The organism is Corynebacterium suranareeae (assembly GCF_002355155.1).
Classification (GTDB): Bacteria; Actinomycetota; Actinomycetes; order Mycobacteriales; family Mycobacteriaceae; genus Corynebacterium; species Corynebacterium suranareeae.
The window spans coordinates 463,594-488,682 of record NZ_AP017369.1 but is presented as its reverse complement, the minus strand read 5'-3'; the positions used below and the strand labels follow the sequence as shown (position 1 = coordinate 488,682).

Genomic DNA, 25,089 nt, shown 5'->3' with positions numbered 1-25,089 from the left:
ATTTTCTTCTGTGCTAACGTTTCTGAGTGGGTTGTAGGATTGGTGTCCTATTCCCTGGTGGTTGACCTGTTGGTTAACTTGAAGCCCCCGTGATGTGGTGTCGCGGGGGTTTCGCTTCGTTTCCAACGCACGTCCCAAGAAGGACGCATCCTCGAACAGAAGTAAATCGCTTTTCGACGCCCCTCCCCGGTCACCACTCCCATGGGCAAGTGCCGGTTGGGCGGAGATTCCAGTCAGCTGGGATACCAGCGGATTTAAAGGAGTCCACGAGAATTAGAAAACCGACCCCTTACTTGACTGTTAGGTCGGGTTCAGAGGGGGCCGGTGACTTAGGTCTACTACTCTACCCCAGATTATTACCAATAAGTGTCTATCAAGGTGCCTCTGGAATTGATGAATAAATCGATTTGGAAAACATCCTAGCGCTGCCAGGGATTTCAGAACCTCGAAACTGATTAATGTAGGTTCGGTCTCGATAACTGAATTCCCTGCGGTTTCCAAATATTTCCCCCGCCCAGGCGGGGATGGCTTGAAAGGTTAAGAAAACAACTGTCCTTTGTCAGATGCTTGTCGGCTCGACCATCCGTTTAATAAAAAGTAACAAAGGGACTGTTCTCTAATAGTTTTAACCTGTTAGCTTCGTATGGGTAAGGGCGCATGTGCTCAGCGCGAGCCCACCTTATGAGTAGGTACAACGTTAGATTCTGAATCATCCACCCTCATGTGAACACCCACTTTGATCCCAATGTTCACGAGCGCATCTAGGGAAAACTTGGAGATTTTTCCATTCATCAGATCAGATACCCGGGGCTGGGTTAGATCAAGATTTTCACCTGAAACTTTCTGGGACCAGCCGAATTCATCGAGTCGTTCATTAATACGGGACAATAGTTGTGAGCGAAGTCGAAGATTTTCAGCTTCACCAGGAGTGTCCGAAAGAAAATCCCATACATTTCCCGCACGATCATTAATGCTTATCTTGCTGCTCCTTGCTTATTTCTTCCTGGATTGAGTTCAATCGCTTTTAGCAATATCGATGATTCGCTTCGGCGTCTTTTAAGTTTTCTTCACAAAAGCGCACAAGCAAACCACATATTTAGGATTTTTTCCAACGTAAACATAGATGCTTCGAGCAATCCCATCGGAGGTAGTCAGCCGTATTTCACGACATCCAGGACCTACATCGGACATGGGTTTCCAATTAGTGGGACCATGTCCCCATTGAACTCGTTGAAGCTGGTATCCGGTATCTTGCTGAGCTTCTTTTGGCAGACTTCGCAGCTCACGTAGAACACCATCGGAAGCGAATAGAAGAGGAATTTCTTCGGGTGCAACCACACCCTCATTATGTTGATTCCGATATAACCTGTCGAGGCTTTAAGGTTTTCAAACTTATAAGGCGCGCTAATCCCCTGACTCTCGACTTCACCAACCTCACAGAAGCTCCTGATCAACACACGAAAATCGGGTCCTTCCCAAGAACCAATTCCTTGGGAAGGACCCGATTTACTTGCTACAAGTTTTTACATGAACTGAGCAAGCATTGCTTGAAGCTGAGTCAGAAACGGTGCGCCTTGTGCGCTGTTCAAGAAGAACGCCAACAGGCCGCCAAGTGCACCAAGCACACCGAGTACTGCTACGAGGGAACCCGCGTCAGAGGATCCGGAGGGTTGCGGCTCGTTGTCATCGTCATTGTTACCTTCACCGTTAACGGATACCGGCAATTCAAAGGTCGTGCCATTGTCCGTAGCGAGTTTGATGGAGGTAGCTCCTGCAGGAACAGTCAAGGTGACAGACGCTGTACCGGTTAGATCAAGCTGATCGATGATGGTGTTATCGACTTCCGCAGTCTGCTTTTCAGAGCCAACAGCCACTTCAACGGTCGATGGCTTTTCTTCAGGTCCAGTGTAGGACAGTGAAGAAAGATCAACGGTCAACTCTTCGCCAGCTACCAGGGTTCCATCTTCAGCAACTCCAGGACCGGAAAGGGTAATCCCTAATGAGCTCTGGTTTGCGCGAACTTCGACATCCGGGTGGGCTGCGATGTAGCGGTTGAATAAGTCGATATCCACCATGCCGGATTCAGCGATTGGGCCACCTTCAGCAAAAGCGGTAAAAGAGTCGCCACCTGCAATTAGGAAAGATGAACCAGTGATTCGGTAGGTCGCATCCAGATCAATTGGTTCTCCATTGATGGTGATGTGGGTGATGCGGTCACCGTACGCACGCTCAGGGTCGTAGGAGTACTGGACGTTGTTGGACAGTCCCAGAGCTAGACGTGGGCGGTCGCCGGTTTCCTTCCACTGCTGCTCCAGTGCCTTCTTGAACTGCGCGCCCGTCAGATCGCGTGCTCCGTAGGTGTTAGAGAAATTTTGGGTTGCGTATGCATCGGCAAAGGTAACTTCGCCTGCCTCTAGGTCCGCACGGACGCCACCAGCGTTCATGATTCCGATGTCAGCATTAAGACTGGTTGCGTCATTGACTGCCCACAGGCCAGCTTCGGCAATGAGGTTACTCAGTGAAGATTCAACGCCACGGTTTGAGCCAGTGGCCTGACCAGCGTTTGCTCCACGGTAGAAGCCGTTTTCGATTGTGGTGACAACCTTTGCGCCTTCAACCTCAGCAGCTCCAACGGCAGCTGCGACAATTCCATCAACTTCTGCATTAGGGGTTGTGCAGTTTTCCACTACTTCAGCTGCAGGAACGTTGCGTGCTTCAATGTTGTTAATCTTGCGAGCTTCGAGGTCGTAGGAGATCTCAACATCGGAGATGACCTTGCCGTATTCGTGGCCCTGGATGACAACTAGTGGCTGCTTGTCGCTGCGTGCTTCGCCTTCTGCAACGTAATCGAAGTGGGTGTGGCCGGAGAATACAACGTCGACGTTGTTGGAGAACGGATCGGTTGGAGCAGCTTCAGCGTGAAGAAGTGCGATAACGATGTCTGCTTCGCCTTCATTGATCACGCGGTCTGCTTCTGCGTTGATGGCGTCGATGTCGCCGGTGAAGGTGATGCCTTCGATGCCTGCTGGGGAGACCAAGGTTGCGGTCTCTTCGGTTACTGCACCGACGTAGGCGATCTTGACGCCGTCCATCTCGATGATTTCAGACTTTGCTGGAGCTGGGGTGCCACCTTCAACGTTTGCGCCGAGGTATGGGAACTTTGCGCTGCCGGAGCCGTCGAGGGAAACGCGGTTCACCAGGTCTGAGTAGCCCTGGTCGAATTCGTGATTGCCCAGTGCGGATGCGTCAACACCGATGGCGTTGAGAGCTTGAAGGGTTGGCTCGTCCTTCAGGATGGAGGACACGAATGGGGATCCACCAATGTTGTCACCAACGGTGATGAAGCTGGTGTTTGGGTTGGCCTTACGTTCAGCGTCGACGTAGCAGGCAACGCCACTAGCGCCCATTTCACCGTCGCCAAGATTCTGCTGGATGTGGCCGTGGAAGTCGGTGACACCGAGAATATTGAGCTCAACATTATTTGCCTCAACTGCGGAAGCTGGTACTGCGAGTGCACTAAAGCTCACTGCGGTGGTGGCGACCACTGCGAGCGCCGCGCGGGAAAGCCTTTTCATTAAATTCTCCTGGGAAAGAGCCTGGTTTTAATCAACGAAGCAATTAAAGCGGATGGAGAATTCTTTGAGCTGGGACTTTCCATTAGAGAAAGGTGATATTTATGTATTGTTCACCCGGATCGCACCTGAACTTAAATCATCACCCTCTCGAAGGGGTGTTAAGCAACCAGCTTCAGCACACTCAAACACAGTTTGTAATAAGTCTTGTACACAGTAGCCACGACTTTGTTCTTACCAATGCTTCCCAGATATGGGTTGTCTAGTCGCCATTCCATTTTTGCCAGGTACTGCGAAGGGGTGAGTTCGGCAAGTTTTTGGGTACGGCTGCGGAGTTTGAAAATTGCTGGTAGATCGCGGATCAGCAAACGGAGGGATTTCACTTTCAGCCCCAGCCTATTCTCCCGCGCAGCAATCGCCCAGAGCCCTAAGTTCACACCAAGAATCTGCGGAGTCAGTGCAAGCAACAGTGGCAGTGGCAGCACGCTGAGCAGGAGCACGTGACGGTTGCGTTCAATGTAGATCCACTTGTAGTCACCTTTGGCATAGTCGTAGTGGTGGGTGACGTATGCGGAGTGCACCAGCCCAATTCGACCACCTGCCAATAACAATCTTGCGGAGAAGTCGGTGTCTTCGTGGTACATGAAGTACATCTCTTCCATGCCGCCGAGGCGTTTCCACCAGTCGACACGCACGGCCAGGCAGGCGCCAGATGCGATGGAAATATCGGTAACTTCGGATGAACCCTCGGCTGGCTTTTCATCCATTCCCGTTACCCACGACAGCCCGGAGATGTGCAGGGCGTTGCCTGCGGAGTTGATGGTGCCGTCGGGAAGCAGCAGGTAGGGCATGAAGGCGGCCCATTGTTCATCGACGCTGCGCAGGGTGTTAAACAGCGTTGGATCGTCGATTACTGTGTCGGGGTTGAGGAAAAACAGCAGGTCAACATCATCCACGATGCGTGCAGCGCCGACGTTGCAGCCCGCTGCGAAACCACCGTTGTCGTGGTCGATGATCTCCACACCGTGCTTTTCCAGGCGCTCCCCCACGGCTTCTTTGAGCACCCAGGGTTTGCGGTTGTCCACCACGACTACGCGGTCGCCAGTTTTTAGCTGGTCGGCAAATGTGTCAACCAGGTTGGCAACGTCTTGTTCGTGTCCGTAGGAAACGATCACTACACCGATGCGTTTGTTGCTCATTTATTCTTCCTCATACTTTTGGCGGCTCCCGCCTACCTTACTCGGCCTTGCGTAAAGCCTTTTCAATTCCTTTGAGCAATGTGGGGTGTGCGGATTTTTGCTCGAATATAACGGCGCGCATGCCCATGTATGCGATTTGGTCGGCGGCTTGATTCAACGGGTCGCCGGCGTGCCCTAATACGCGGGATAGTTCCACGACGCATTCGTCGATAAGCGAATCCCAGGCGTCTTTGAACCGGTTGCGGGCGCGTGCGGTGATGCCGCGCCACCTGCCCCGGCGCGGTCGGGTGTTTAAGATGAAGTCGATGGCTTCGAGGGCTGCTTTGCTGTCGGATTCGATTTTCGCGTGGGTTGCGCCGATTGTTTTCAGGTAGATTAGTGCGTGAGTGATGCTTTCGAGTTCTAGTTCGTCGGAGCTTGCGGTGGTGTCGGAGGTTTCTAAAAGGTAGTCGCCGTTTGAGGCTACGAAGCACATGGCTCCGCGGAAGACCCCATCGGTGGAGGCGTCCGTCGCTAAGCGTAAAACGCCTGCGTGCCCTTCCGTGCGTGATAACCGTGGCCACCAATGTGCCTCTTGCCGTTCTTTCACGCGCGGGGCGCGTTCGGCGAATTCGCCGATCTTTTTCGCCTTGTAGAGCGCGGACTGCTCGGCGCGGCGCGAGATCGCTGACGCCTTCGCGCCAGCCCTATTCTGCTCGGCGAAACTTCCGGTGACCAGGTAGTTTTCGCGCACCAATGCCGCACGCAAAGCTGCTTGTCGACGCCCCGTCACAATCCACGCCTTCCCGCGCACCCCTCTCAACGCTGATTTCAACATAGAAATCGTCTTCTTGATGGCATCACCATTTTTGGTCTGGCCGCTGCGCACAAACCGCCCGCGCGACGAATCCACCGCAATGACCCAACCTTCAATTTTGCCAGAATTCGCCGATTCCCACGGCACCTCCCACAACGCGATCGCTACATGGACCGGCCGGGCAACCATCTCTTCGGTGATCTTTCGCGATTGATACGTGCGCGATTGCGTGCCCGCAAGCTGCTCAAGATCAATGGATTTCATGTCAATCAAGTTATCATCACTACGCTCGGTGGCACCTAACGGGAAAATCGACGAAGATGCACTAGGCTCTATTTCTATCATGGATGCATCAAAAAACAGCGACTTCAGCGACACCTGGTTGGTCGTTCCTTGTTATAACGAAGGAACTGTCATCAGGGAAGTACTTGAAAACGCGCGCAAGACATTTCCCAATATTGTTGCGGTCAACGATGGCTCCCCGGACAACTCCGCGGAAGAAATCCATGCCGCCGGCGCCCACTTAGTAAACCACCCCGTCAACCTGGGACAAGGCGCTGCGATCCAAACCGGCATTGAATACGCCCGCGCACAACCCGGCGCAAAGTACTTTGTCACTTTCGACGCCGACGGCCAACACCAGGTCAAAGACGTAGTCAAGATGATCGAACGTCTCCGCGCCGAGGATGTGGACATTATTGTGGGCACTCGTTTTGGTCGCCCCCGCCAAGCCGATGACCAGGTGCCGCTGATTAAACGCATCGTGCTACGCACCGTGGTGATGCTTTCACCACAAACCCGCAAACTAGGACTTACCGACGCTCACAACGGACTTCGGGTGTTCAACCAAAAAGTGGCGCAAGAAATCAACATCCGTATGAACGGCATGTCGCATGCTTCGGAAATCGTCGATCAAATCGCCGAACTCGGCTGGCGCATTTCCGAAGAGCCCGTAGATATCCTCTACACCGAATACTCCATGAGCAAAGGACAATCCCTACTCAACGGTGTCAACATCCTAGCCGACGGCTTCCTTGCAAGGAGACTTCCATGACACAGACCACCACCCAAATCATCATCCAAGTACTGCTTCTGTTAGCCACCGCTGCTCTTGCACTGTACTTTCTAAAAAACCGCCGCAAAGCCCGCGCCAAAGCATGGGTGAAAATCGGCTTCGTAGTATTCATTTTCGCCGCAGTATGGGCAGTGATCCGCCCCGATGACCTCACCCAACTAGCCAACTTTGTGGGCGTGGACCGCGGCACCGACCTCATGCTGTATGCCCTGGTTGTGGCGTTTATGTTCACCACGCTGTCCAGTTATGTGCGTTTCCGTGAACAAGAACTGCGCTATTCCAAGCTAGCCCGTGCGGTGGCGTTGCAAAATGCTGTGCTGCCGGAGGAGTCCGCTGACTAAGGCCTTTGACTGTAAGGCGATTTAACGGGTCGAAGTATGTCGAATGAGTGTTTGTATGGATTGGGATTGTTTAGGCGCTTAGAGAGGCTTCTAGGAAGGGTTACTTTTGAGGCTAATGAGGCTGATGTGATTCCTGTCAGTTTCCTGATCAAATTCCCACCACATCCGTGAGGCTAGACCTCAAAATCGAACGAATTTTTGCACTAATCCGGGGGCCTGGTGCAAAAATCCACCACAAACATGTGGTCATACCACACGAATCGAACAAATTTTTGCATCCAGCTATAGCCTCGTGCCGATTCACCATTTCCCACCCTCATTACCTAAAAAATGGTGAATCCTAACGCGTTTGAGCCCCCGAAAGCGTACCAATCCACCAGTTTCCAAACCCACGAGCTAAAAAATGGTGAATTGGCACGCTTGCAGATCCCACCCTCTCAGAGTCATCACGCCTCAAGCAAGCACAGAAAGCCTTAGTGCGTCCGGAAGTACTCCACCGTATTAGCAACGCCCTGCTTAATATCTACTTCCGGCTCCCAACCAAGCACTTCCTTTGCCTTGGCAAAACTCAACGCACTGCGTGGGACATCACCAAGACGAGCTGGTGCATATTCTGGATCATCTTTGGAACCCGCAGCCTCAGCTACCAAAGTGTGCAGCTGGCGATCTGAGGTTTCCACTGAGGTTCCAATATTGAAACGCTCTCCCCCACCGATTTCTCCAGAGGCAAGGTAGAAGGCGCGGACAACATCGCCAACATAGACGTAGTCTCGGGTGTTTCCGCCGTCTCCGAAGACTTTGGTGTCCTGTCCGTTGAGTAGGCGCTGCGCAAAAATTGCCACTACTCCAGCTTCGCCGTGTGGATCTTGGCGAGGTCCATACACGTTAGCTGGTGCGATGTGTGAGCAGTCGAGTCCGTAGAGGTGGCGGAAGGTGTTGAGGTAAATTTCTCCAGACACCTTGGATGCCGCATATGGGGAATGTGGGTCTACTGGAACGGTTTCAGATACTGGGAATTCTGAAGGTTCACCGTAGATGGATCCACCGGAGGAAGTGAACACAACTTTGCGGACTCCGTGTTGGCGGGCTGCGTCGGCGATGCGGATGGTGGATAAAATATTTGTTTCGGCATCGTGGAGTGGATCAACAACTGAGTAGCGGACGTCAATTTGTGCTGCCAGGTGGAAGATAACTTCTGGTTTGTGCTGGCCTAGGAAGTCGTTGAAATCAATATCTAATAGGTCTGCTTCAACGAAGGTGAGTTTTCCGGTGGTTTCTGCATCAGTCAGATTCTCAAGGCGACCTCGGGAGAGGTTATCAATGACAACTACTTCGTGGCCTTCCTTGATTAGAAGGTCAACGAGATGGGATCCGATGAAGCCGGCACCGCCGGTAACTACTGTACGCATGGGTGCAACTTTAGTTGTTTCTTAGACTCTGCGTGCACTTATACTCACGATCACTAGGCACACTGTGGCCATGACCGCACCGAATCCCAACATCACGGGGTAGCTCAGCCATTGGTTAAGCCAGGTCATCAGGGCTGGGAATACCATTCCGACATACGTGAGGCAGTAGAAAATTCCGGTGAGTCCTGCCATGTCCACTGGGGGTGCAATATTTTGTGTTTCAGCTAGTCCCATGAACATGCATAGGCCATAGGAAAGACCAAGGAGCACGCAGACAAGCAGTGCCCACCATGGGTGTGGGTTCATCACCACGATGACTGATCCAACCATGCCAATGACTGTGACAATCATGGCTAGGATCGGTCCGCGGGTTTTAGATGTGCCCATAATTTGGGGTCCGAATTGTTGGATGCCAAATCCGGATCCCAATGTAACCAGGGCAATTAACGCCGAGTAAGCAATTGGAGCCCCCACCATGTCACGGAGTTGAGAAGGCAGCACTGCATAGGCGGTGAATGCAGCACCGAAAACCCACGGCCCAATGGGGGCAACAACGAGCAAAAATCGCTTGTCTAATGCAGATGGCACGAGCAGATCTGCCCAGAACGATCCCTTAGTTTTCAGGTGCGCGGATTGACGTGTTTCTGGTGCTGTGAACAGCAGAGGCAACACCACAAGGGTGAGAATAATGTGCAAAACATACGCCAATTGTCCAGGTAGTGGCAGCCATTGTGCCATCACACCGGCTAGCGCTGGGCCAAGGGCAAAACCTCCTGTTAAAGACATCGATGCTCGTTTTGCACCAGCACTAGCTTTAACACCTGATTCAAATCGTGATGACGAAAGCTCTTTAATCCACGAGCCACCGGCTGTCATCACCATGCCCACTGAGATGCCCGAAAGTACTCGACCAATACCAATTAGCGTGGCTGTTTCCTCACCTGAGGCGATCAGCGCAGATCCCAACATGGCAATCAACGGTGCTGGAAGCATGACTGCGCGACGGCCATAACGGTCAGATAGGGGGCCTGCGGCAAGCAAGCCAACTGCTACTCCGATGGCATAAAACACCAGGAGGAGATCGATAAAGAGATTGCTAAAGAATGCTTCACCGCGGTAGAACACCAGCAACGGGGTGAATTCATTGCCACCCCATGCGACAGTGAAGACGGATAGTGCCACCGCCAGCCAGACTTTGCGCTGTGCCCGTTTGTTCGCAACCATGTCAGACATGTTAAACGGGTACACCCCAATGCGAAGCAAATGGCCCGACCAATCTTGAATAGTACGGCCGTTATGCCCTCACACGGGGGTGCCTGTTCAAGGAGCGCCCCACGTTTTAAGGGAGGATAACGCCCTTCGCCTTATGTCCCACCGAGATGATTTCACCTGAAATCGACGCCGTTCGCGGGGAGAGCAAAAACGCAATAGCCTCTGCTACTTCCGCCACGGTGGTGTCACCGTTTTCCCGATTAGCCTCTGCGTCGGTCTCAAGCACATTACCCGGGCTAATCGCATTTACCGTGATTCCGGTTCCCGCATGACGATCGGCTAGGTTCTTCACGGCAACATTCATCACAGCGTTTCGCCCAGACGCCACCGTGCTCAGAGTTACGTAAGAGTTCATTCCGGAAATCGCAACGATGCGCCCGTATCCCTGCTCACGCATTTTCTCCAGCGCAATGCCAGCGGCCCGAAGGAACGTGATGGCCTTGCCATTAATTGCCTCCAGCACTGCATCGGCATCATCAGCAACGTCAGAACTCAATGTCTGCGCAGCCGGCGCGGATGTCACAACCAGCCCGTCCAGGCGACCGTGTTCGGCGATCACCTGGTCGATGCCGGCGCGGATTGACGCTTCATCCGAAGCGTCAATAGATAAGGGCGTGCTTCTCGACGCCGCTACCGCGGTTGCCCCCTCTTCCTTTAAGAGTTTTACAACTTCGGAGCCGATGAAACCTGCCCCACCGAGAACGAGTATTACCTGGCCTTTGAGTTTTAGATCCATGGCCGAAATACTACATTTCTCGCCACCTTTAGTGCCCGCGTTTAATCCATTCCTCCAGGTGTGGAGCCTCAGCACCCACGCTGGTGTGGTCGCCATGTCCGGTGCGCACTGTCGTCTCAGCAGGGAGATCCAAAATTGATGTCTTTAAAGACTCAATGATGGTGTCAAAGGAGCTGTACTTACGACCAGTCGCTCCTGGCCCACCCTGGAACAAGGTGTCGCCAGAGAAGAGTTCATTTGCTTCTGGAATGTAGAAACAGCTTGATCCAGGTGAGTGTCCAGGGGTGTTCAGCACGATCAGCTCAGTTCCAGCGATCTGGAATTTCTGGTGATTAGCTAGGTCCTCGTGGGCCAGGTCGCCGTGAGTTTCCTCCCACAGCATTTGATCACCTGGGTGCACGAAGATTGGTGCATCAAATTCCTTGGATAGCTCTGGCGCGACAGTGATGTGGTCATTGTGCGCGTGGGTGCACAAGATTCCCTTCACGGTGCGTCCACCAACAGCATCGATGATTGGTGCGGCGGTGTGAGCTGCATCGATGATAAATACTTCTTCATCGTTACCAACCAGCCAGATGTTGTTATCTACTTCCCATTCGCCACCGTCGAGGGCAAAAATACCTGAGGTGACGATGTTTTCTACACGCAATCCATCATGCGCCATTGATACTCCTTAAATCTCCACTACAGAACGAAGCACATCGCCGGCCTTCATGGTGGCAAATGCTTGTTCAACATCATCAAGACCAATACGCTCAGACACGAACTTATCCAGCGGGAAACGACCCTGCAGGTGCAGATCCACATAGGTTGGGAAATCACGCTCTGGCAGGCAGTCGCCGTACCATGCAGGGCGTACGGATCCACCGCGTCCATAGAAATCAATCGCAGGAACATCCACGCGTGAGGTCAAGTTTGGCACGCCGACCATCACCATGCGACCTGCGTGATCACGGGAGTAAAACGCCTGCTGCCAGGTTGGCATGATACCCACTGCATCGATGGTGACGTCGGTGCCGAAACCGTCAGTGAGCTCGCGGATTTTAGCAACAACCTCGGAAGCATCGCCTTCGCCGCCAAGCCCAGAGGAATCAATGGTGTGAGTGGCTCCGAAGTCCTTTGCCCATTCCAGCTTCCGTGCATCAATATCAACGGCAATAATCTTGGAAGCACCCGCAAGTTTTGCACCTGCGATTGCTGCCATTCCTACTCCACCCAGGCCGAAAACTGCGACGGATTCACCGCGCTTAATATCACCGGTGTTGACCGCTGCGCCAAGACCTGCCATGATGCCGCAACCTAGAAGTCCCGCTGCTGCTGGATCCTCGTCTGGGTTAACTTTGGTGCACTGGCCTTCGTGGACCAGGGTCTTTTCCAAGAATGCACCAATGCCCAATGCTGGGGAGAGTTCAGTGCCATCTTCCAGGGTCATCTTCTTGGATGCGTTGTGGGTGTTAAAGCAGTACTTTGGCTCGCCCTTCTTACATGCGCGGCACTCACCGCACACTGCACGCCAGTTAAGAACTACGAAATCGCCGACCTCAACGTGGGTAACAGACTCGCCTACGACCTCGACAATGCCTGCTGCTTCGTGTCCGAGAAGGTAAGGGAATTCATCTGAAATGTCACCGTCGCGATAAGCCAAGTCAGTGTGGCAGACACCGCAAGCTTGGATTTTGACGATGACATCATTAGCACCTGGATCAGGGACAACAACGTTTACTTTTTCTACCGGTGCCCCCTTGGACAGGGCGACAATTCCAGGCACGATAGTGCTCATGGACACTCCTTTTCAATAAGATTTCAGTTGTGCCCACGAGACTACCTACAAACTAGAAACTAAGTCCGTGTCCGTAGTTATAGGTCACCCCTGTGGAGTCCACATAGGCATAGGAATCATCGAGGAACTTACCTGGAACATCGCGAGGAGATTCCGCAATAGCTTCGGTAGATGCTGGCACAGTGAGTGGCAGCTTGCCCTTTGGTCCACCGTCCTGGCCGGTCAAAGCCTTGAGGAGGAACTCTGGTTTGATCTCAAAGGTGCCCACCACTGCGGCAGCACCCGGTTCAATTTCAGACAGCACCCATGGGTTGGTGAAGTTGATGGCCAAGATGGTTGGAACTGCAGCTTCTACTTCCTGAACGCGATCCACATCAACACCATTGGCACGTGGATCAACGGAGAGGGAAACTCCTTCAAGGTCATCTTCAAACAGCGCGATTTCTGGGCGTGCCCACACGATAGCAAGATCTGCTTCCGTCTCGGAGGACACCAAGGTGGCACCTGGAAGCTCTGCGCGGATTGCTTCTTCTAGCTGCTCTTGAACCTGATCAATCTTGGTGCGGCCAGTAACAAGCGCGTAGATCATGACTGGCTTATCTGCAGCTAGTGGCAACACATCGGGGTTGTTGCGCAGCAAGGTAACTGAATCAAGCTGTGCCTTATTACCCAGGGCAGCTACCTCTGGGGCACCGATGATCTTTTCTGCCTCATCTTCTGAAACATAAGGGTTTTCAAAAAGACCCAGCTGGAAGATTTCTTCCAGCAAACGCTGGACCGGCTGATTCAGCTCAGATTCTTCAAGGTGGCCTTCGCGGACTGCCTCAAGTAGGCGGCGTGGGTTAGCCATATCGGAGAAGATGTCGGTACCTGCACGGACAGCGGCGGCGAAGCGTTCTGCTTCGGTGAGGTCCTCCACGCCCCACATCATGGCGTCGATGACTCCGGAGTCGGAGTTGACGTACCCGCGGTGGCCCATGGCGTCGCGAAGCAAATCCTGGATGAAGGTGCGGTTGTAGGCGAAGGCGACCTCTTCGAACTGAGTGGTCGGGTTTTGCCAAAGCTGCTGCTCAAGCTGGTTAGCCGAGTTGTTCATTGGCCGAGCATAGTAAGGCATGATCGAGGCGCAGCCGGCGTCGATAGCCGCTTGGAAAGGTGGCAGGTGATATTTACCCAGCGCGCCTTCGGTGGGGTACTCGTTGGTCTGGCCCCAGTGGAAGTGCGGATCATGGCCGTCAAGGCGCACGCCGCCACCCGGGAAGTGTTTGATGGTGGTCGCCACGGAATTCTTGGACAGCTCAGGGCCCTGCAAACCGCGTACAACTGCACCGATGTAATCGGAAATCAGCTCTGGATCTTCACCAAAAGTGCCATTGAAACGTGACCAGCGAGGCTCCGACGCCAGGTCAGCCATGTAGCCATAAAGCTTGTGCACGCCACCTGCGCGCCACTCCTTGGCAGCCTCAGTGCCGAAAGTTTCCATCAATTCTGGATCGCGCAACGCAGCAAGGCCCAACTCGCCTGGCCACTCAGAAAACACACCTGCGGACTCATTGACACCAAATTGCGCAACAAGGGCAACGTGGTTGCGAGGGTTGGACGCGAATACCGCTGGAATACCCAGGCGCGAACTTTCAGCCACTTCCTGCACTGCGTTTGTCCAGGTCGCGAGTTCGCGCGCCGGCAAGTTATCACGCACCACCAAGTAGCGCTGATTACGCAGGTTGATGGCATTTTCAGTCGATGATGTCACCAGCACAGGCTCCGTAAACGGCACACCTGTGATGGGGTTTTCTTCACGCCACACATCTTCAGGGTTGAGCAAAGGCTCGCACTTTTCAGCGTCTTTGCCTTCGCGTTCAGGCAGCATCGGCGAATAGCCAGGATAGTGTGAACCAATGACCATGAGGCCTGCTTTTTCCTCAACAGTCATGCGTTCTACGAGGTCAGCGGCACGTTCTGCGGCAGATAGGCGCCAATCTTTATACGGTGCAAGCTGTCCGTCACCGTTGAGATCGCGGAACTGCAGTCCGTCTTGTTCAATAATTCGATTCAGGCGGGTGCCAATTTCAGGTTGCGCTTGAGACATAATGGTAATCCCTTTCCTTCTTTTCTTACCATCGTAGTCAATTTTCCCGCCCAAAAACATGCACTACGCCACCATTTCCCAACTTTTGGGGCTAAATAGTTTCAGCATCAAGCAATAGGGCCATGCGCGTGCCGGAAATTAGGGTGCACAAATAGCTCTTTCAGCTCTCCAAACCTAGCTAAATCCCCCACGTATCTGGAACCGGAGCGACAAATTTTTGCAGCCTCCCAGCCCCTCGCGGCACCGCTAGTTCCGCCGCATGCAAATGCATCATCGAAGCCTGCTTCATACGCCCACCATATTTCCGATCACCCACAATCGGATGTCCTGCATACTGCGCATGCACCCGAATCTGATGTTTGCGACCCGTCGCCAACTGCGCCTTCACCAACGTCGCCCCAGACAAACGCTTCACAACCTCAAAATACGTCCGCGCACGCAATCCGTCCGGATGAGGCACAACAGTTGTTTCCGTGCGCTTCAACGGAACATCAATTTGCCGCAAACCGTCAGGCCAAGCCCCCTCAACCTTGAGCAAATACCCCCGATAAATCTCCTCTTCGCGATCCCGCAAAATTTCCTGCAACTCCCGCAACACCGACGTCGATTTAGACACCAACAACAATCCGGACGTATCCCGATCCAAACGGTGCACCAATTCCAAATCACGTTCCTGCGGATACTTCACCCGCAACGCCTCAATCACCCCAGCGCCGTGCCCCGACCCACCGTGCACAGGAATTCCCGCAGGCTTATTGACCACCAGCAACTCGGCGTCCTCAAAAAGCACGCTGTCTACGACAGCTTTAAAAATACGCTTTTCGACGACCGGAGGCGGCAAATCCGCCGGCAGATCCATCTGCCACAACCGAATCCGATCCCCTTCTTGCAACCGATAATTCGGATCAACTTTCCGACCATTCACCCGAATATCGCCTTTGCGCATCTGCCGGAAAATCACCGAAGCGGGCACACCCTTAAGCTGTGCCCGCAAAAACTTATCTATCCGCCGATCCGCATGTCCCGCCGAGACCTCTATAAAACTTTCTGCCATGGATATGGCACCATATCAGAGTTTCACACTTTCCCCATAAGCCTTCAACCAGCGCTTTGTCTCTTTCGGGTTACTCAGACGCACTACTGTCAACGGCGCAAACCGTCCCTCAAAGGTTGGCGTGACCTGCTTTAACGAGTTTCTCGTCCGCCAACCCCACCGCAAAATATGATCCGGTTCCTTAAAAATCGTCCACAACGGTGGTTCCACGTTGTTGTTCCACAGCTTTGTTTTCAACACACTTCTTGGCACCGTGCGCTTAATCAGCCGAAACATCTGCCTCGGTGTTGAATAATCCAACCACAGCACCGTATCGGCTCGCTCCACAATCAACGGGCGAACCTTGCGATACTGCAATTCCATCACCCACTTCGGCCCCTTGATGAAATCCTTAACCTCTTCAACAAAACTTTCCCGCGGAACCCAATTCTCCCCATGATAAAGGCTGTCCAACTCCACTCGCGGGAATCCTGAAAGTGCAGCGATTTGCTTGCACAACGTCGTTTTTCCCACACCACTCACGCCAGAAACAGCGATGCGCTGCGGATTCCAGTCGATCGGATCAGAAGCAGTTTTCATAGTGTGAGGCCTTTTGTTAGTGGTGGAAATACGGATTTCTGTTCGGCCACACTATAAAGGTCAAACCAGCTCAAAGTTTATGTTGCCAAAGCTTAAAACCGCTGACTCTCCCCTAACACCTTCAGACTCCATTCCACTATCAATTCGCCACTTTTTACGAGGTAAAAGCGCTTGATACACATGGCCGATAAGACTTTGCCCATGTACATCATCCGAGCTGATGAAATCCCCCATTAACTCAACACTTGAGTCAGAGGCAATAAGCGCATGGATGCTCTCATCTCGTCGTATCACGACTAGGACCTGTGCTTGTGGGATTTTACATGCTGCACGCGCACGTTTAATCATTGCCAGGACTTCTTGTACAGGAGTCTCCCATTCAGAAACAACGGTGGGAGACTCTAGCGGGAAGTCGGATTTTCTAAGCTCGTCACGAACCTTTGCGTCCGCCAAGTATCTCATTGCCAGCTTCCCTGACTTCAGCCGTTCTTTATTGATAGCGTCCATCCGTTTCCCACCTCCTGTAGTTCGTTATCCAATCATTGGTCATTTGATCAAAACACTCGTCATACGCAGTGTCAACAACATCCCAAGACGTAGCTTGATCATCTATCGGAGCTATGATCGTGCGTTCTTCTTTGCTGTCGTTTTGAAAGTGTTTTCCACTCTTATAATACTGATGCTTATGCACTTCGCTATGACAACAATCATAGCGAGCAACGTGATCTTCTCCATTTCGGGGATCTTCTACATAATCAGCAGTTTGGGTCAACGCGAAAGTAACAATTTTCCCTCGATAACTCCAAGCAGTCACATAGAGGTGACAAGTACCTTCAGGAGTTAATACTAAAGGCCCATCCATGACCTTTTCAGCATTGGAAGGCGGGCTATATTCGAACTTTGGAGGGTGAATAGTTTTATCGACAGCTCCCCGTGACCTGCCAACTTTGCCAGCTTTCTGCATTTGACTATGTTATCACCGGTTTCGTACAAGTTCAGGACAAAATCTACAGTGATCATAAATGAGTACACACCGTAATTCGCTGTAGACTTTGCCTTAAATCGGTAGCTGAGATATTGAATCAGCTTCATTATGAAGTTAATAACCCAAAAATATGGTCAGAATGTAGTCAAAACACTCATCTTGGGGGATGCGACCTAAAACAAAAAAACATTCCCCCAACCTTATATTGCAAGGTTGGGGGATATTTATTCAGTGGAGCCGCTTGCGAGAATCGAACTCGCGACCTTCTCATTACGAGTGAGACGCTCTACCGACTGAGCTAAAGCGGCACGGAAATACTGTAGAAATTTAACTTCACTATTTACCGATTGGCTACTTTACCCGATGTGTTCTTGAGTTCAATAATTTGGGGTGTTTAGGACACTTTGTAGGCTTTGCGTAGGCGTCCTACCAGGGCATCCATTGCCACGATGGGGCGCACGTTGAAGCCGAAAGATTCGCGGCATTTGGAAATCGCGTCGAGGCATGCCAGGAGTCCTTCTTGGCTTACTTTCGTTGCGAGCTCTTGGGAGAGACCTTCCATGTCTGGATGGGTGAGGCCTACTTGGGCTTGGGATGAAATGATAAGTGCGTCGCGGTAAATGCCGGAGAGATCAACAAGTGCTAGATCGAGGCTGTCGCGAAGGAATCTGGTGCGGCGAAGTTTTTGTTGATCTTCAAGAGCTTTGAAGTCTCCGGAGCCTCCTCGTACTGCCTTTTGAACACCTTTTCCTTTGGCTCCCATGCCGAGGGAAATTCTTAGTGCTTCAAGTTCAGTTTCTTCTTTTTCTTTGTGGCTGTCTTTAGCTTCAGTTTCCACCATCTTCACCAAGGTGTTTACTGAACGGAATGCGATGTCGCCGTGGAAGATTAATTCAGCCAAGTTGAGGATGGTTGCCCGCCTGCGTTGTGCGGCATTGTTGTGCGCTAAATACCTAGCTCTACCAATGTGTCCCCCGGACGCAGCGGCCGCCAGTTCTGCGTCTGCTTGGCTGACGTTGCCTTCGGAAACCAAGATTCGTGCAACCTCTGCAATGGAGGGCGTGGGAATGTAGAGGTGTCTGCAGCGGGAGCGGAGAGTGATCGCGATGTCACGGGGATCTGTGGTGGGTGCGCACAGAATCATCACGGTGCTTTCTGTCGGTTCCTCCACGGTTTTCAGCAACGCATTGGCAGCTTGCATGGTGAGTCGATCGGCGTTTTCAAAGATTACGACACGCCAGTTTCCAGCAACCGGGCTGACTGCTGCAGCTTTAATTACCTCTCTAGCAGCATCGACACCAATGGAAAGCTGCTGCGGGATGATGTGTTCAATATCGGGATGGCTTCCTCCCATGGCTGCGCGGCAATCTTCACATTGACCACAACCAACTACGTCGGGGTTTGAACATACAAGCGTGGCGGCGAAAACCTTGGCAGCTACAGAACGACCCGATCCAGGAGGGCCTGTAAACAGCCATGACTGGGCGAAGCCGGAGTCGTGGATCATCGCGGGGCTTTGGTGTTCTACCCGGGCGCGGGCACGTTCGGTGGTTCGGGCGCGGACAAGGGCGCGGGCGCTGGAGGCCGCGTCGAAAAGCGTCTTGGACACTGTTTTGGAGCCCGTGAGACTGTCAAACACACTCGAATTAGTCACGATCTCTACACTACTTCCTTAGTACTTCCTCGCGATGTCCCACTGGCACGTTAGAGTATTGATCATGAGTCGATTGCTGAGGGCACTGAAATGGCTATGGGGTACCTCGTGGCCACTGTATGCTGCGACGGTGCTCGGCACGAATGTGTTTGGCGCGCTGGCGATTATGCTGTTTGTGCGCTTTCTCATTCCGCAGCCGGATGCTTCAAATTTCAACGCGGAAATCTCGTATTTGCCAGCGGTGGGTTTCGCGTACCTGGCGTTCGCCATTGTCGCCGGTATGTTGGTGACATTTTTGATGTTCCGGCCGGTGCTTGATTGGCAGCGTAGCCCTGATGATCATGATCCCAATATGGTGCGCAATCTGGTCATGCGTATCCCCATCTACCAGGCGATTTTATGCGCGGTGGTGTGGCTGATTGGTATTGCGATTGCCACGTTAATTTCGGCGAGTGTGTCGACAAGTTTGGCGCTGGTGGTAGCTTTTTCCACGTTGATGGCTGCGGCGATCGTCGTGCTGCTTACCTACCTGGAGGCTGAGCGCCTGGTGCGCCCGGTTGCGGCCTCTGCGCTGGCACGTCGATTTGAAGATTCCACACTGGAGCCTCCCGTCAGCCAACGCCTGCGCATGACGTGGCTGCTAACGTTGGGCATCCCAGTTTTTGGTATTTTGCTGCTGATTTTCGGCTATTCACGAGGCATTTTCGGGTCAGATGCTTCTGGGATTATGCCCGCTATCGCCGCTCTTGCGTTGGCTTCCCTGGTCACTGGATACCTAGGAAACAGGCTCGTGGTTTCTTCTGTTGTTGATCCAATTCAAGAGCTCCAAGAGGCAATTAACAGGGTTCGTCGTGGCGAGAACGATGTCCAGGTTGATATCTACGATGGCTCTGAAATCGGTGTCCTCCAGGCCGGCTTCAATGAAATGATGCGTGGCCTGCGTGAACGTCAGCGCGTGCGTGACCTCTTCGGCCGCTATGTGGGCACAGAAGTGGCACGACGCGCATTGGAAGAACGACCCACACTAGGCGGCGAGGACCGCAAGGTTGCCGTGTTGTTTGTCGATGTGATTGGCTCCACTACCTTTGCCGTCAACCACACCCCAGAAGAAGTCGTCGAAGCACTCAACGAGTTCTTCGAGCACGTCGTCGAAGTGGTCCACCGCAACAAGGGTGTGATTAATAAATTCCAGGGCGACGCAGCCTTGGCAATTTTCGGCGCCCCACTACCGCTTTCCGACGCCACCGGCCACGCCCTCGCCGCCGCCCGCGAGCTGCGCGCAGAGCTTAAAGATCTCCAACTTAAGGCAGGAATCGGTGTGGCAACCGGTCACGTCGTGGCTGGCCATATCGGTGGACATGCCAGGTTTGAATACACCGTGATTGGCGACGCCGTAAACCAAGCTGCACGCTTAACGGAAATTGCTAAAACCACGCCAGGCCGCACCGTCACCAACGCTTCTACACTGCGTGAAGCCAACGAAGCAGAACAAGCTCGCTGGACGCTTATGAAGTCCGTTGAACTGCGAGGACGCGGCAAGATGACGCAGATTGCGCGGCCTATTCGGCCAACGTTGGCAGATAGGTCTTAAACCTGCCCCTTTAAGCTTTCATAAATCCCCGAGCTCCTCGAATGCGCTCGGGGATTTTGTGTTGTGAGCGTTTTCATGGGTTCGACCGCCCCTTAGAATCGCTCTCCCCAATGCCATGCACGTAGTTCACGGAGAGTGCGTCTAGCTCCCCGACATGGAGGATACTCAGTTTTCCCGGACACCGTCTCCTATTGACTGTTTAAGGGGTTAGATTAAGGGGCTAGACTTTTAATCCGTTTTTAGCGACGGTACTTTTCTGGGGCCTTTTATCGGTTTCTCCACCTCACTTCACCTGGCAACCAGGGGGAATGTGCAAGCAAAAGTTTTGGTCAAATGCGACGTTATCCAGGTCTGCACACTTCATCTGGCGACCGAGCTCCCTCGGATCCACCTATGTATTTGGTCAAATGCGACGGTTCACGGGGACTCCCCAACCACAGCATTGAAGGCCTGAGATCAAATGAAGATGCCGTTTCAGCCATCCATAGTTACACGAGAAAATACAGAAAGGCGTTCCCTCCTGATATGTATCAAGAGAAAACGCCTAGGTTGCAGCACTAGCTAAAGCTTAAGTGTTTAACCTTCTGCCGAAACTGAAGACAACACATCGGTGATGCCGGTTCCGCTCAGTGCGTCGTAAAGCAACACTGCCAAACTAATGAGTCCGTCAACAGCAGCTGATCCGATGAAATCGAGATCTTCTACGACGATGGGGATTGGTAGAAAAATCATGTCATACCTTCCTTTCTTATTAGTTAGGACTGATTCTTACGGCCGCGAAGAACGAGACCTGCGCCGATTAGGAGAAGTAGAACTGCTCCACCTGCAAGCCACGCTACGTTAGCACCGGTGCTTGCAAGACCCTTACTTTGAACCTGCTCTGCAGGCTTGGACGGAGCTGGCTTTTCTGGAGTTAGGCCCGCTACCTGCTCTTCTGGAGCATCAGGAGTTGGGGTTTGCCCCGCAACTACCTCATCAGGGGTTGGCTGATCAGAAGAGCCACCAAAATCAATTCCAGGAATTGGGATTGGAATAATGATCAGGCCGGTTGAGGAGGTCTTGTTCTCCAAGTTGACCACGTTATCTGCGTCTGGGTCGGTGATGATCAGGGTTCCGCCAGCGGAGCTGCCGTTCTCATCAGTAACACCGGTTCCGGACCAGATGATGTCGCCCCACTTGATGTTGCCAACACCGGTTTGTGCACCAATTTCGGTGAGCTTGATTTCGGTGTTCAGAGGCATGTTCTCAAGGGTGAATGGGACACCTGGCTTGATGGTGAAGGTACGTGTCTGGGTTACTCCCATTTGGTCTACCCACTCAGCGCGGATCTGGAATTCAGCTTCTGAATCAGCGGTGATCTCGCCACCCTTTGGTCCAGTAACTTCCTTGATGAAGACAACGGTGGTTGGAGGCTGTACTTCGAAGGTCTGATCCTCATCGTTCGGGTTGCGGTGATCCGCAACCTTCACGCCGAGGCGGAAAAGATCTTCGAAGACTACAAGCTTTTCACCTGCGTATGCTTCGGCCTGTGCGCCAGAGATGGTGAAGGTTACTTCAACGGTGCCAGAGACGTAGTTTTCACCAGCTGCCGCAACAGGGGTAGTGAAGGTGGTCTCTCCGGTGATGCCGGTTGCAGTAACAACGCCTGCAGCGTCAACGTGCATGAGTTCGCCAGTAACGGTGTACTCAGTGTTTGGACGCAGGTCAGTGTAGGAGACAGTATCAACGACGGTACCGCCGGTTAGTGCCAGGACCTTGTCTGGGTTACCAGTGACAAGAACCTTGGTACCAATTTCTGGTACACGCTCAACCCAGAAGGTCTGATCTACATCAGCTGCATCGCGGTGCTCGGCGATCTTGGTGCCGGCAAGGAACAGATCCTCAAACACTACGAGCTTCTCACCAACGTACTGCTCTGCCTGTGCACCAGAAATGGTGAAGGCTACTTCAGCAGTACCGGAAACGTAGCTCTCACCTGCTGCAGCAGCAGGGGTGGTGAAAGTAGCGGTGCCCTCGATACCGGTTGCAGTAACAGCACCTGCAGCGTCAACATGCATGATCTCACCGTTGAGAACATACTCAGTGCTTGGACGCAGATCGGTGTAGGAAACAGTATCAACAACTTCTCCACCGGTCAGCGGAAGAATATTGTCAGCGTGTCCGGTAACAAGAGCCTTGGTGCCGATTTCTGGAGTGCGCTCGACCCAGAAAGTCTGATCTTCATCAGTTGCATCGCGGTGCTCGGCGATCTTGGTGCCGGCAAGGAACAGATCCTCAAACACTACGAGCTTCTCACCAACGTACTGCTCTGCCTGTGCACCAGAAATGGTGAAGGCTACTTCAGCAGTACCGGAAACGTAGCTCTCACCTGCTGCAGCAGCAGGGGTGGTGAAAGTAGCGGTGCCCTCGATACCGGTTGCAGTAACAGCACCTGCAGCGTCAACGTGCATGATCTCACCGTTGAGAACATACTCAGTGTTTGGACGCAGATCGGTGTAGGAAACAGTATCAACAACCTCACCGCCGGTCAGCGGAAGAATGTTATCTGGGTGTCCAGTAACAACAGCCTTGGTACCGATTTCTGGAGTACGGTCCACGGTGAAGGTCTGGCCTGCGTCATTGACGTCCTTGTGCTCAGCTACCACAGTGTTGAGGTCAGTTGCGAGGTACAGCGTTTCGTATACAACCAGGTTTTGACCAGCGTATTGTTCGGCCTGTGCACCAGTGATGGTGAAGGTGACATCAACGGTTCCGTCAACATACGATTGCCCCGGTGCCGCTGCTGGAGTGGTAAACGTGGTGCTGTCAACAATGCCGGTGAGGTTTCCGGTGCTGTCAACGATTTCACCGTCTAGCACGTATTCCGTGTTTGGCAGAAGGTTCTTATATGCAACGGTATCAACAACCTCACCGCCAGTTAGTGGCAGAACATTGTCCTGGCTACCGGTGACCTGAGCAGTGGTCCCGATTTCCGGAGTTGGGCTCTCTGCCTTGTTGGTCAGCTGAATAGCAACGTTGGTTTGCAGGTTGGTTGCAAAGGCACCCCATGGGTTACCGTTCGCATCGATACCAGAGGAATCAACACCGGTGAAGGTTGCATCGCCCCAGATGTAATCTGGAATGCTTGGATTCTGATCACGAAGCTCGGTCAAGCGGATGGTCCAGCCTGCTGGTCGAGCGTTCTGACCAGATACCACGGTGCCGTCAGAGTTGACGGTGACGTTGTAGGTAGCTTCAACTGGTCCATCTGGGAAGTTTCCTGGTGCAAATTCTTCGACCTGAATAACGAAGTCGATGTTATCGGTGCCTGGAACTACTGGATCGATGATCTTTTGCAGGTTGAAGGAACCGAAAGGAACACCAGTTGCGGTACCGGAGGTTTGCATATCCTGATAAACGATGGCATCGACTTCAAGCCCAGAAGAATTTGGCATAACGTCATCAGCGATAGTATTTACATACTCTTCACCAACTGCGTCCATACCACCAGATGCAGTACATAGGGTGAACTGAATCGAAACGGCGTCGCCTCGGTTGAATCCATTTGCTGGGCGTGGGATACGAACTTCCATGGTGTTGTTACCCAGATCGGTAACAGTTGCACCAGTGTAAGGGAAGGAAGCCACGTTAGTTACTGCTGGATCTGCACAAAAAGCCATGTTGGGGCTGTATGTATCAGTCAAAACAATGTCATCAGTCAAGGTGGATAGCTGAGTATTAGAGTAACCAACAGTCCAAAGGATACCCAGACCAACAGTCTCTGGGCCGTCCAGGTTCATCTCGCCAGTCTTACTCAGGTTGATATCTCCACCACGAGCCTGAATACCCAAGCTGGCATCTTCACGAATAGCAGTGGCAGAGCCTTGCCACTCACCGGATCCGCCGAATTGACCCGCTGGCTTATCAGTAATGACACAGTTGTACTGGTTTCCAACTGGAGTACAGGTACCCCAAGTATGTCCCGCAGAATCAACTAAGGGGAAAGCCAGAGGAATAATCTGCAAGGAATCTGGAATTTCAATGACAAAGGTGTCACCGGTGTTAACATCAATGCCTGGTTGCGCGCCCCAGGTACCGTAAACATTTACGCGGTCACCCACGTAGATATTGTCGCCTACTTGGCCGCCTGGAATTACAATGCCCTCAACGGTGACATCGAATTCATTTGGCGCCGCCATTGGTCCAATGTTGAAGACGCTAAGAACCTGATCTAGCAGGCTTGGTTCGCCCGCCTCTTCAGCACCTTCTTCTACTTCAGTAATTGAAGGATCAACGGAAGGGCCCTCAGTAGGAGTTTCCTCGGTGTCTTCTACTGGGGTTTCGTTAGCTTCATCGGCTACATCATTGGAGGTAATGTCCTCTGAGTCTTCATCTGCGTAGTAAACGAATGGTTCGTCAGCCAACGAGACGTCCAACGAAACTGTGCCATCGGAGACCGGAGTCGTTTCCACAACTGTTTCAACTGCAGCTGAGCCTTCATCTGCACGCGCAGCTGTTGCCGTGACCGGCAACAGCGCCAGTATCAGACCCATCACTGCCAGCATCACAGTAATTGGAATCCAGAGAGCCACCCCCCTCCGAGAATTGTCAAAAATATTTAGCCTGCTCATTATGTCCCTTTCTCAGAAACAGCATCTCCCGTTGCCGGGCTTTTTAAGGATGTCTATTCATTGAGCTGACACTGCTATCTTTTCAACCTCACCCAAGTGTTTTTCCATTAAAAATCCAGAAAATTTTGCACTTGGAATAGCTCGACTTAAAAGAAGCCCACGTCACACTCCGGGCTAACTATAGGCGAATGACCATCAAATCTGCAGCAGATAATAAGAGGCTTAAACTGCGGAAATTCATTGTTATTAAATATGATAACTATCCACACATTGGCTATATGTAGAACTTATGCAACACTCAGTATTGCTTAGTTTTTAGATGGAAAATTTTAATCAAAAGATTGCAG

The 25,089-nt window shown here is 52.4% G+C and carries 21 protein-coding genes and 1 tRNA gene; 3 read left to right on the top strand and 19 right to left on the bottom strand.

The window, feature by feature from the left end; genetic code table 11:
• Positions 1-663: 663 nt before the first annotated feature.
• The 5 genes from N24_RS02370 to N24_RS02350 form a co-directional block, all read right to left on the bottom strand.
• A complete protein-coding gene (locus N24_RS02370) occupies positions 664-978 on the bottom strand; it encodes a helix-turn-helix domain-containing protein (RefSeq protein ID WP_408607599.1) in 315 nt (104 codons plus the stop codon).
• A gap of 78 nt (positions 979-1,056) precedes the next feature.
• The gene (locus N24_RS02365; protein ID WP_231910836.1) at positions 1,057-1,338 is read right to left on the bottom strand and encodes a type II toxin-antitoxin system RelE/ParE family toxin; all 282 of its coding nucleotides are present in this window, start codon (positions 1,336-1,338) and stop codon (positions 1,057-1,059) included.
• Between the two features lie 185 nt (positions 1,339-1,523).
• Complete coding sequence (locus N24_RS02360) at positions 1,524-3,575, bottom strand: bifunctional metallophosphatase/5'-nucleotidase (protein ID WP_096453989.1); 2,052 nt, start codon at positions 3,573-3,575, stop codon at positions 1,524-1,526.
• Between the two features lie 158 nt (positions 3,576-3,733).
• Positions 3,734-4,771 (bottom strand): glycosyltransferase family 2 protein, encoded by a 1,038-nt coding sequence (locus N24_RS02355; protein ID WP_096453987.1) that lies wholly within the window; start codon positions 4,769-4,771, stop codon positions 3,734-3,736.
• 37 nt (positions 4,772-4,808) lie between these two features.
• Positions 4,809-5,831, bottom strand: a complete 1,023-nt coding sequence (locus N24_RS02350) for a ribonuclease HI (RefSeq protein ID WP_096453985.1) — start codon at positions 5,829-5,831, stop codon at positions 4,809-4,811.
• A gap of 79 nt (positions 5,832-5,910) precedes the next feature.
• Between N24_RS02350 and N24_RS02345 the strand changes: the two genes are divergently transcribed.
• Positions 5,911-6,621, top strand: a complete 711-nt coding sequence (locus tag N24_RS02345) for a glycosyltransferase family 2 protein (protein WP_096459609.1) — start codon at positions 5,911-5,913, stop codon at positions 6,619-6,621.
• Positions 6,618-6,983 carry a DUF2304 domain-containing protein gene (locus N24_RS02340; RefSeq protein ID WP_096453983.1) on the top strand — a complete coding sequence of 122 codons (366 nt, stop codon included), beginning with the start codon at positions 6,618-6,620 and terminating at the stop codon, positions 6,981-6,983. The genes N24_RS02345 and N24_RS02340 overlap by 4 nt, the downstream gene beginning before the upstream one ends.
• Before the next feature lie 473 nt (positions 6,984-7,456).
• Here N24_RS02340 and N24_RS02335 read toward each other — a convergent pair whose 3' ends face one another.
• The 12 genes from N24_RS02335 to N24_RS02270 all read right to left on the bottom strand — a co-directional run bounded on the left by N24_RS02335 (position 7,457) and on the right by N24_RS02270 (position 18,541).
• Positions 7,457-8,392: a GDP-mannose 4,6-dehydratase gene (locus N24_RS02335; protein WP_096453981.1), complete on the bottom strand. Its 936-nt coding sequence runs from the start codon at positions 8,390-8,392 to the stop codon at positions 7,457-7,459.
• 21 nt (positions 8,393-8,413) lie between these two features.
• On the bottom strand, positions 8,414-9,646 hold the full coding sequence (locus tag N24_RS02330) for an MFS transporter (RefSeq protein ID WP_096459606.1): 1,233 nt from the start codon (positions 9,644-9,646) through the stop codon (positions 8,414-8,416).
• A gap of 85 nt (positions 9,647-9,731) precedes the next feature.
• Entirely contained in the window at positions 9,732-10,400 is a 669-nt protein-coding gene (locus tag N24_RS02325; protein WP_096453979.1) for an SDR family NAD(P)-dependent oxidoreductase, read from the bottom strand.
• 28 nt (positions 10,401-10,428) lie between these two features.
• Entirely contained in the window at positions 10,429-11,064 is a 636-nt protein-coding gene (locus N24_RS02320; protein WP_096453977.1) for an MBL fold metallo-hydrolase, read from the bottom strand.
• 9 nt (positions 11,065-11,073) lie between these two features.
• The gene (locus N24_RS02315) at positions 11,074-12,180 is read right to left on the bottom strand and encodes an S-(hydroxymethyl)mycothiol dehydrogenase (RefSeq protein ID WP_096453975.1); all 1,107 of its coding nucleotides are present in this window, start codon (positions 12,178-12,180) and stop codon (positions 11,074-11,076) included.
• Positions 12,181-12,232: 52 nt separating this feature from the next.
• Positions 12,233-14,269, bottom strand: a complete 2,037-nt coding sequence (locus N24_RS02305) for a glycoside hydrolase family 3 protein (RefSeq protein WP_167381998.1) — start codon at positions 14,267-14,269, stop codon at positions 12,233-12,235.
• 178 nt (positions 14,270-14,447) lie between these two features.
• Positions 14,448-15,323 (bottom strand): RluA family pseudouridine synthase, encoded by an 876-nt coding sequence (locus N24_RS02300; RefSeq protein ID WP_096453971.1) that lies wholly within the window; start codon positions 15,321-15,323, stop codon positions 14,448-14,450.
• Positions 15,324-15,338: 15 nt separating this feature from the next.
• Positions 15,339-15,902 (bottom strand): P-loop NTPase family protein, encoded by a 564-nt coding sequence (locus N24_RS02295; protein ID WP_096453969.1) that lies wholly within the window; start codon positions 15,900-15,902, stop codon positions 15,339-15,341.
• 60 nt (positions 15,903-15,962) lie between these two features.
• Positions 15,963-16,409, bottom strand: a complete 447-nt coding sequence (locus N24_RS02290; protein ID WP_096453967.1) for a hypothetical protein — start codon at positions 16,407-16,409, stop codon at positions 15,963-15,965.
• On the bottom strand, positions 16,393-16,866 hold the full coding sequence (locus N24_RS02285) for a hypothetical protein (RefSeq protein WP_157736386.1): 474 nt from the start codon (positions 16,864-16,866) through the stop codon (positions 16,393-16,395). Before N24_RS02285 ends, N24_RS02290 begins: the two co-directional genes overlap by 17 nt.
• Before the next feature lie 253 nt (positions 16,867-17,119).
• Positions 17,120-17,195 (bottom strand) — tRNA-Thr (locus tag N24_RS02275).
• 86 nt (positions 17,196-17,281) lie between these two features.
• Positions 17,282-18,541 (bottom strand): DNA polymerase III subunit delta', encoded by a 1,260-nt coding sequence (locus N24_RS02270; protein ID WP_096453961.1) that lies wholly within the window; start codon positions 18,539-18,541, stop codon positions 17,282-17,284.
• A gap of 64 nt (positions 18,542-18,605) precedes the next feature.
• Here N24_RS02270 and N24_RS02265 point away from each other — a divergent pair, with 64 nt between their 5' ends.
• On the top strand, positions 18,606-20,132 hold the full coding sequence (locus tag N24_RS02265) for a class III adenylate cyclase (protein ID WP_167381997.1): 1,527 nt from the start codon (positions 18,606-18,608) through the stop codon (positions 20,130-20,132).
• A 576-nt stretch (positions 20,133-20,708) separates the two neighbouring features.
• Here the strand turns inward: N24_RS02265 and N24_RS16315 are convergent.
• Positions 20,709-20,864, bottom strand: coding sequence for a hypothetical protein (locus N24_RS16315; RefSeq protein ID WP_167381996.1), 156 nt, complete (start codon positions 20,862-20,864; stop codon positions 20,709-20,711).
• 23 nt (positions 20,865-20,887) lie between these two features.
• Complete coding sequence (locus N24_RS02260; protein WP_231910834.1) at positions 20,888-24,703, bottom strand: VaFE repeat-containing surface-anchored protein; 3,816 nt, start codon at positions 24,701-24,703, stop codon at positions 20,888-20,890.
• Positions 24,704-25,089 lie beyond the last annotated feature (386 nt).

Coding starts and splice junctions, on each gene's coding strand:
- N24_RS02360 (WP_096453989.1), bottom strand. CDS start 3,575: ATGAAAAGGCTTTCCCGCGCGGCGCTCGCAGTGGTCGCCACCACCGCA.
- N24_RS02355 (WP_096453987.1), bottom strand. CDS start 4,771: ATGAGCAACAAACGCATCGGTGTAGTGATCGTTTCCTACGGACACGAA.
- N24_RS02350 (WP_096453985.1), bottom strand. CDS start 5,831: ATGAAATCCATTGATCTTGAGCAGCTTGCGGGCACGCAATCGCGCACG.
- N24_RS02345 (WP_096459609.1), top strand. CDS start 5,911: ATGGATGCATCAAAAAACAGCGACTTCAGCGACACCTGGTTGGTCGTT.
- N24_RS02340 (WP_096453983.1), top strand. CDS start 6,618: ATGACACAGACCACCACCCAAATCATCATCCAAGTACTGCTTCTGTTA.
- N24_RS02335 (WP_096453981.1), bottom strand. CDS start 8,392: ATGCGTACAGTAGTTACCGGCGGTGCCGGCTTCATCGGATCCCATCTC.
- N24_RS02325 (WP_096453979.1), bottom strand. CDS start 10,400: ATGGATCTAAAACTCAAAGGCCAGGTAATACTCGTTCTCGGTGGGGCA.
- N24_RS02320 (WP_096453977.1), bottom strand. CDS start 11,064: ATGGCGCATGATGGATTGCGTGTAGAAAACATCGTCACCTCAGGTATT.
- N24_RS02315 (WP_096453975.1), bottom strand. CDS start 12,180: ATGAGCACTATCGTGCCTGGAATTGTCGCCCTGTCCAAGGGGGCACCG.
- N24_RS02305 (WP_167381998.1), bottom strand. CDS start 14,269: ATGTCTCAAGCGCAACCTGAAATTGGCACCCGCCTGAATCGAATTATT.
- N24_RS02300 (WP_096453971.1), bottom strand. CDS start 15,323: ATGGCAGAAAGTTTTATAGAGGTCTCGGCGGGACATGCGGATCGGCGG.
- N24_RS02295 (WP_096453969.1), bottom strand. CDS start 15,902: ATGAAAACTGCTTCTGATCCGATCGACTGGAATCCGCAGCGCATCGCT.
- N24_RS02290 (WP_096453967.1), bottom strand. CDS start 16,409: ATGGACGCTATCAATAAAGAACGGCTGAAGTCAGGGAAGCTGGCAATG.
- N24_RS02285 (WP_157736386.1), bottom strand. CDS start 16,866: ATGCAGAAAGCTGGCAAAGTTGGCAGGTCACGGGGAGCTGTCGATAAA.
- N24_RS02265 (WP_167381997.1), top strand. CDS start 18,606: ATGAGTCGATTGCTGAGGGCACTGAAATGGCTATGGGGTACCTCGTGG.
- N24_RS16315 (WP_167381996.1), bottom strand. CDS start 20,864: ATGATTTTTCTACCAATCCCCATCGTCGTAGAAGATCTCGATTTCATC.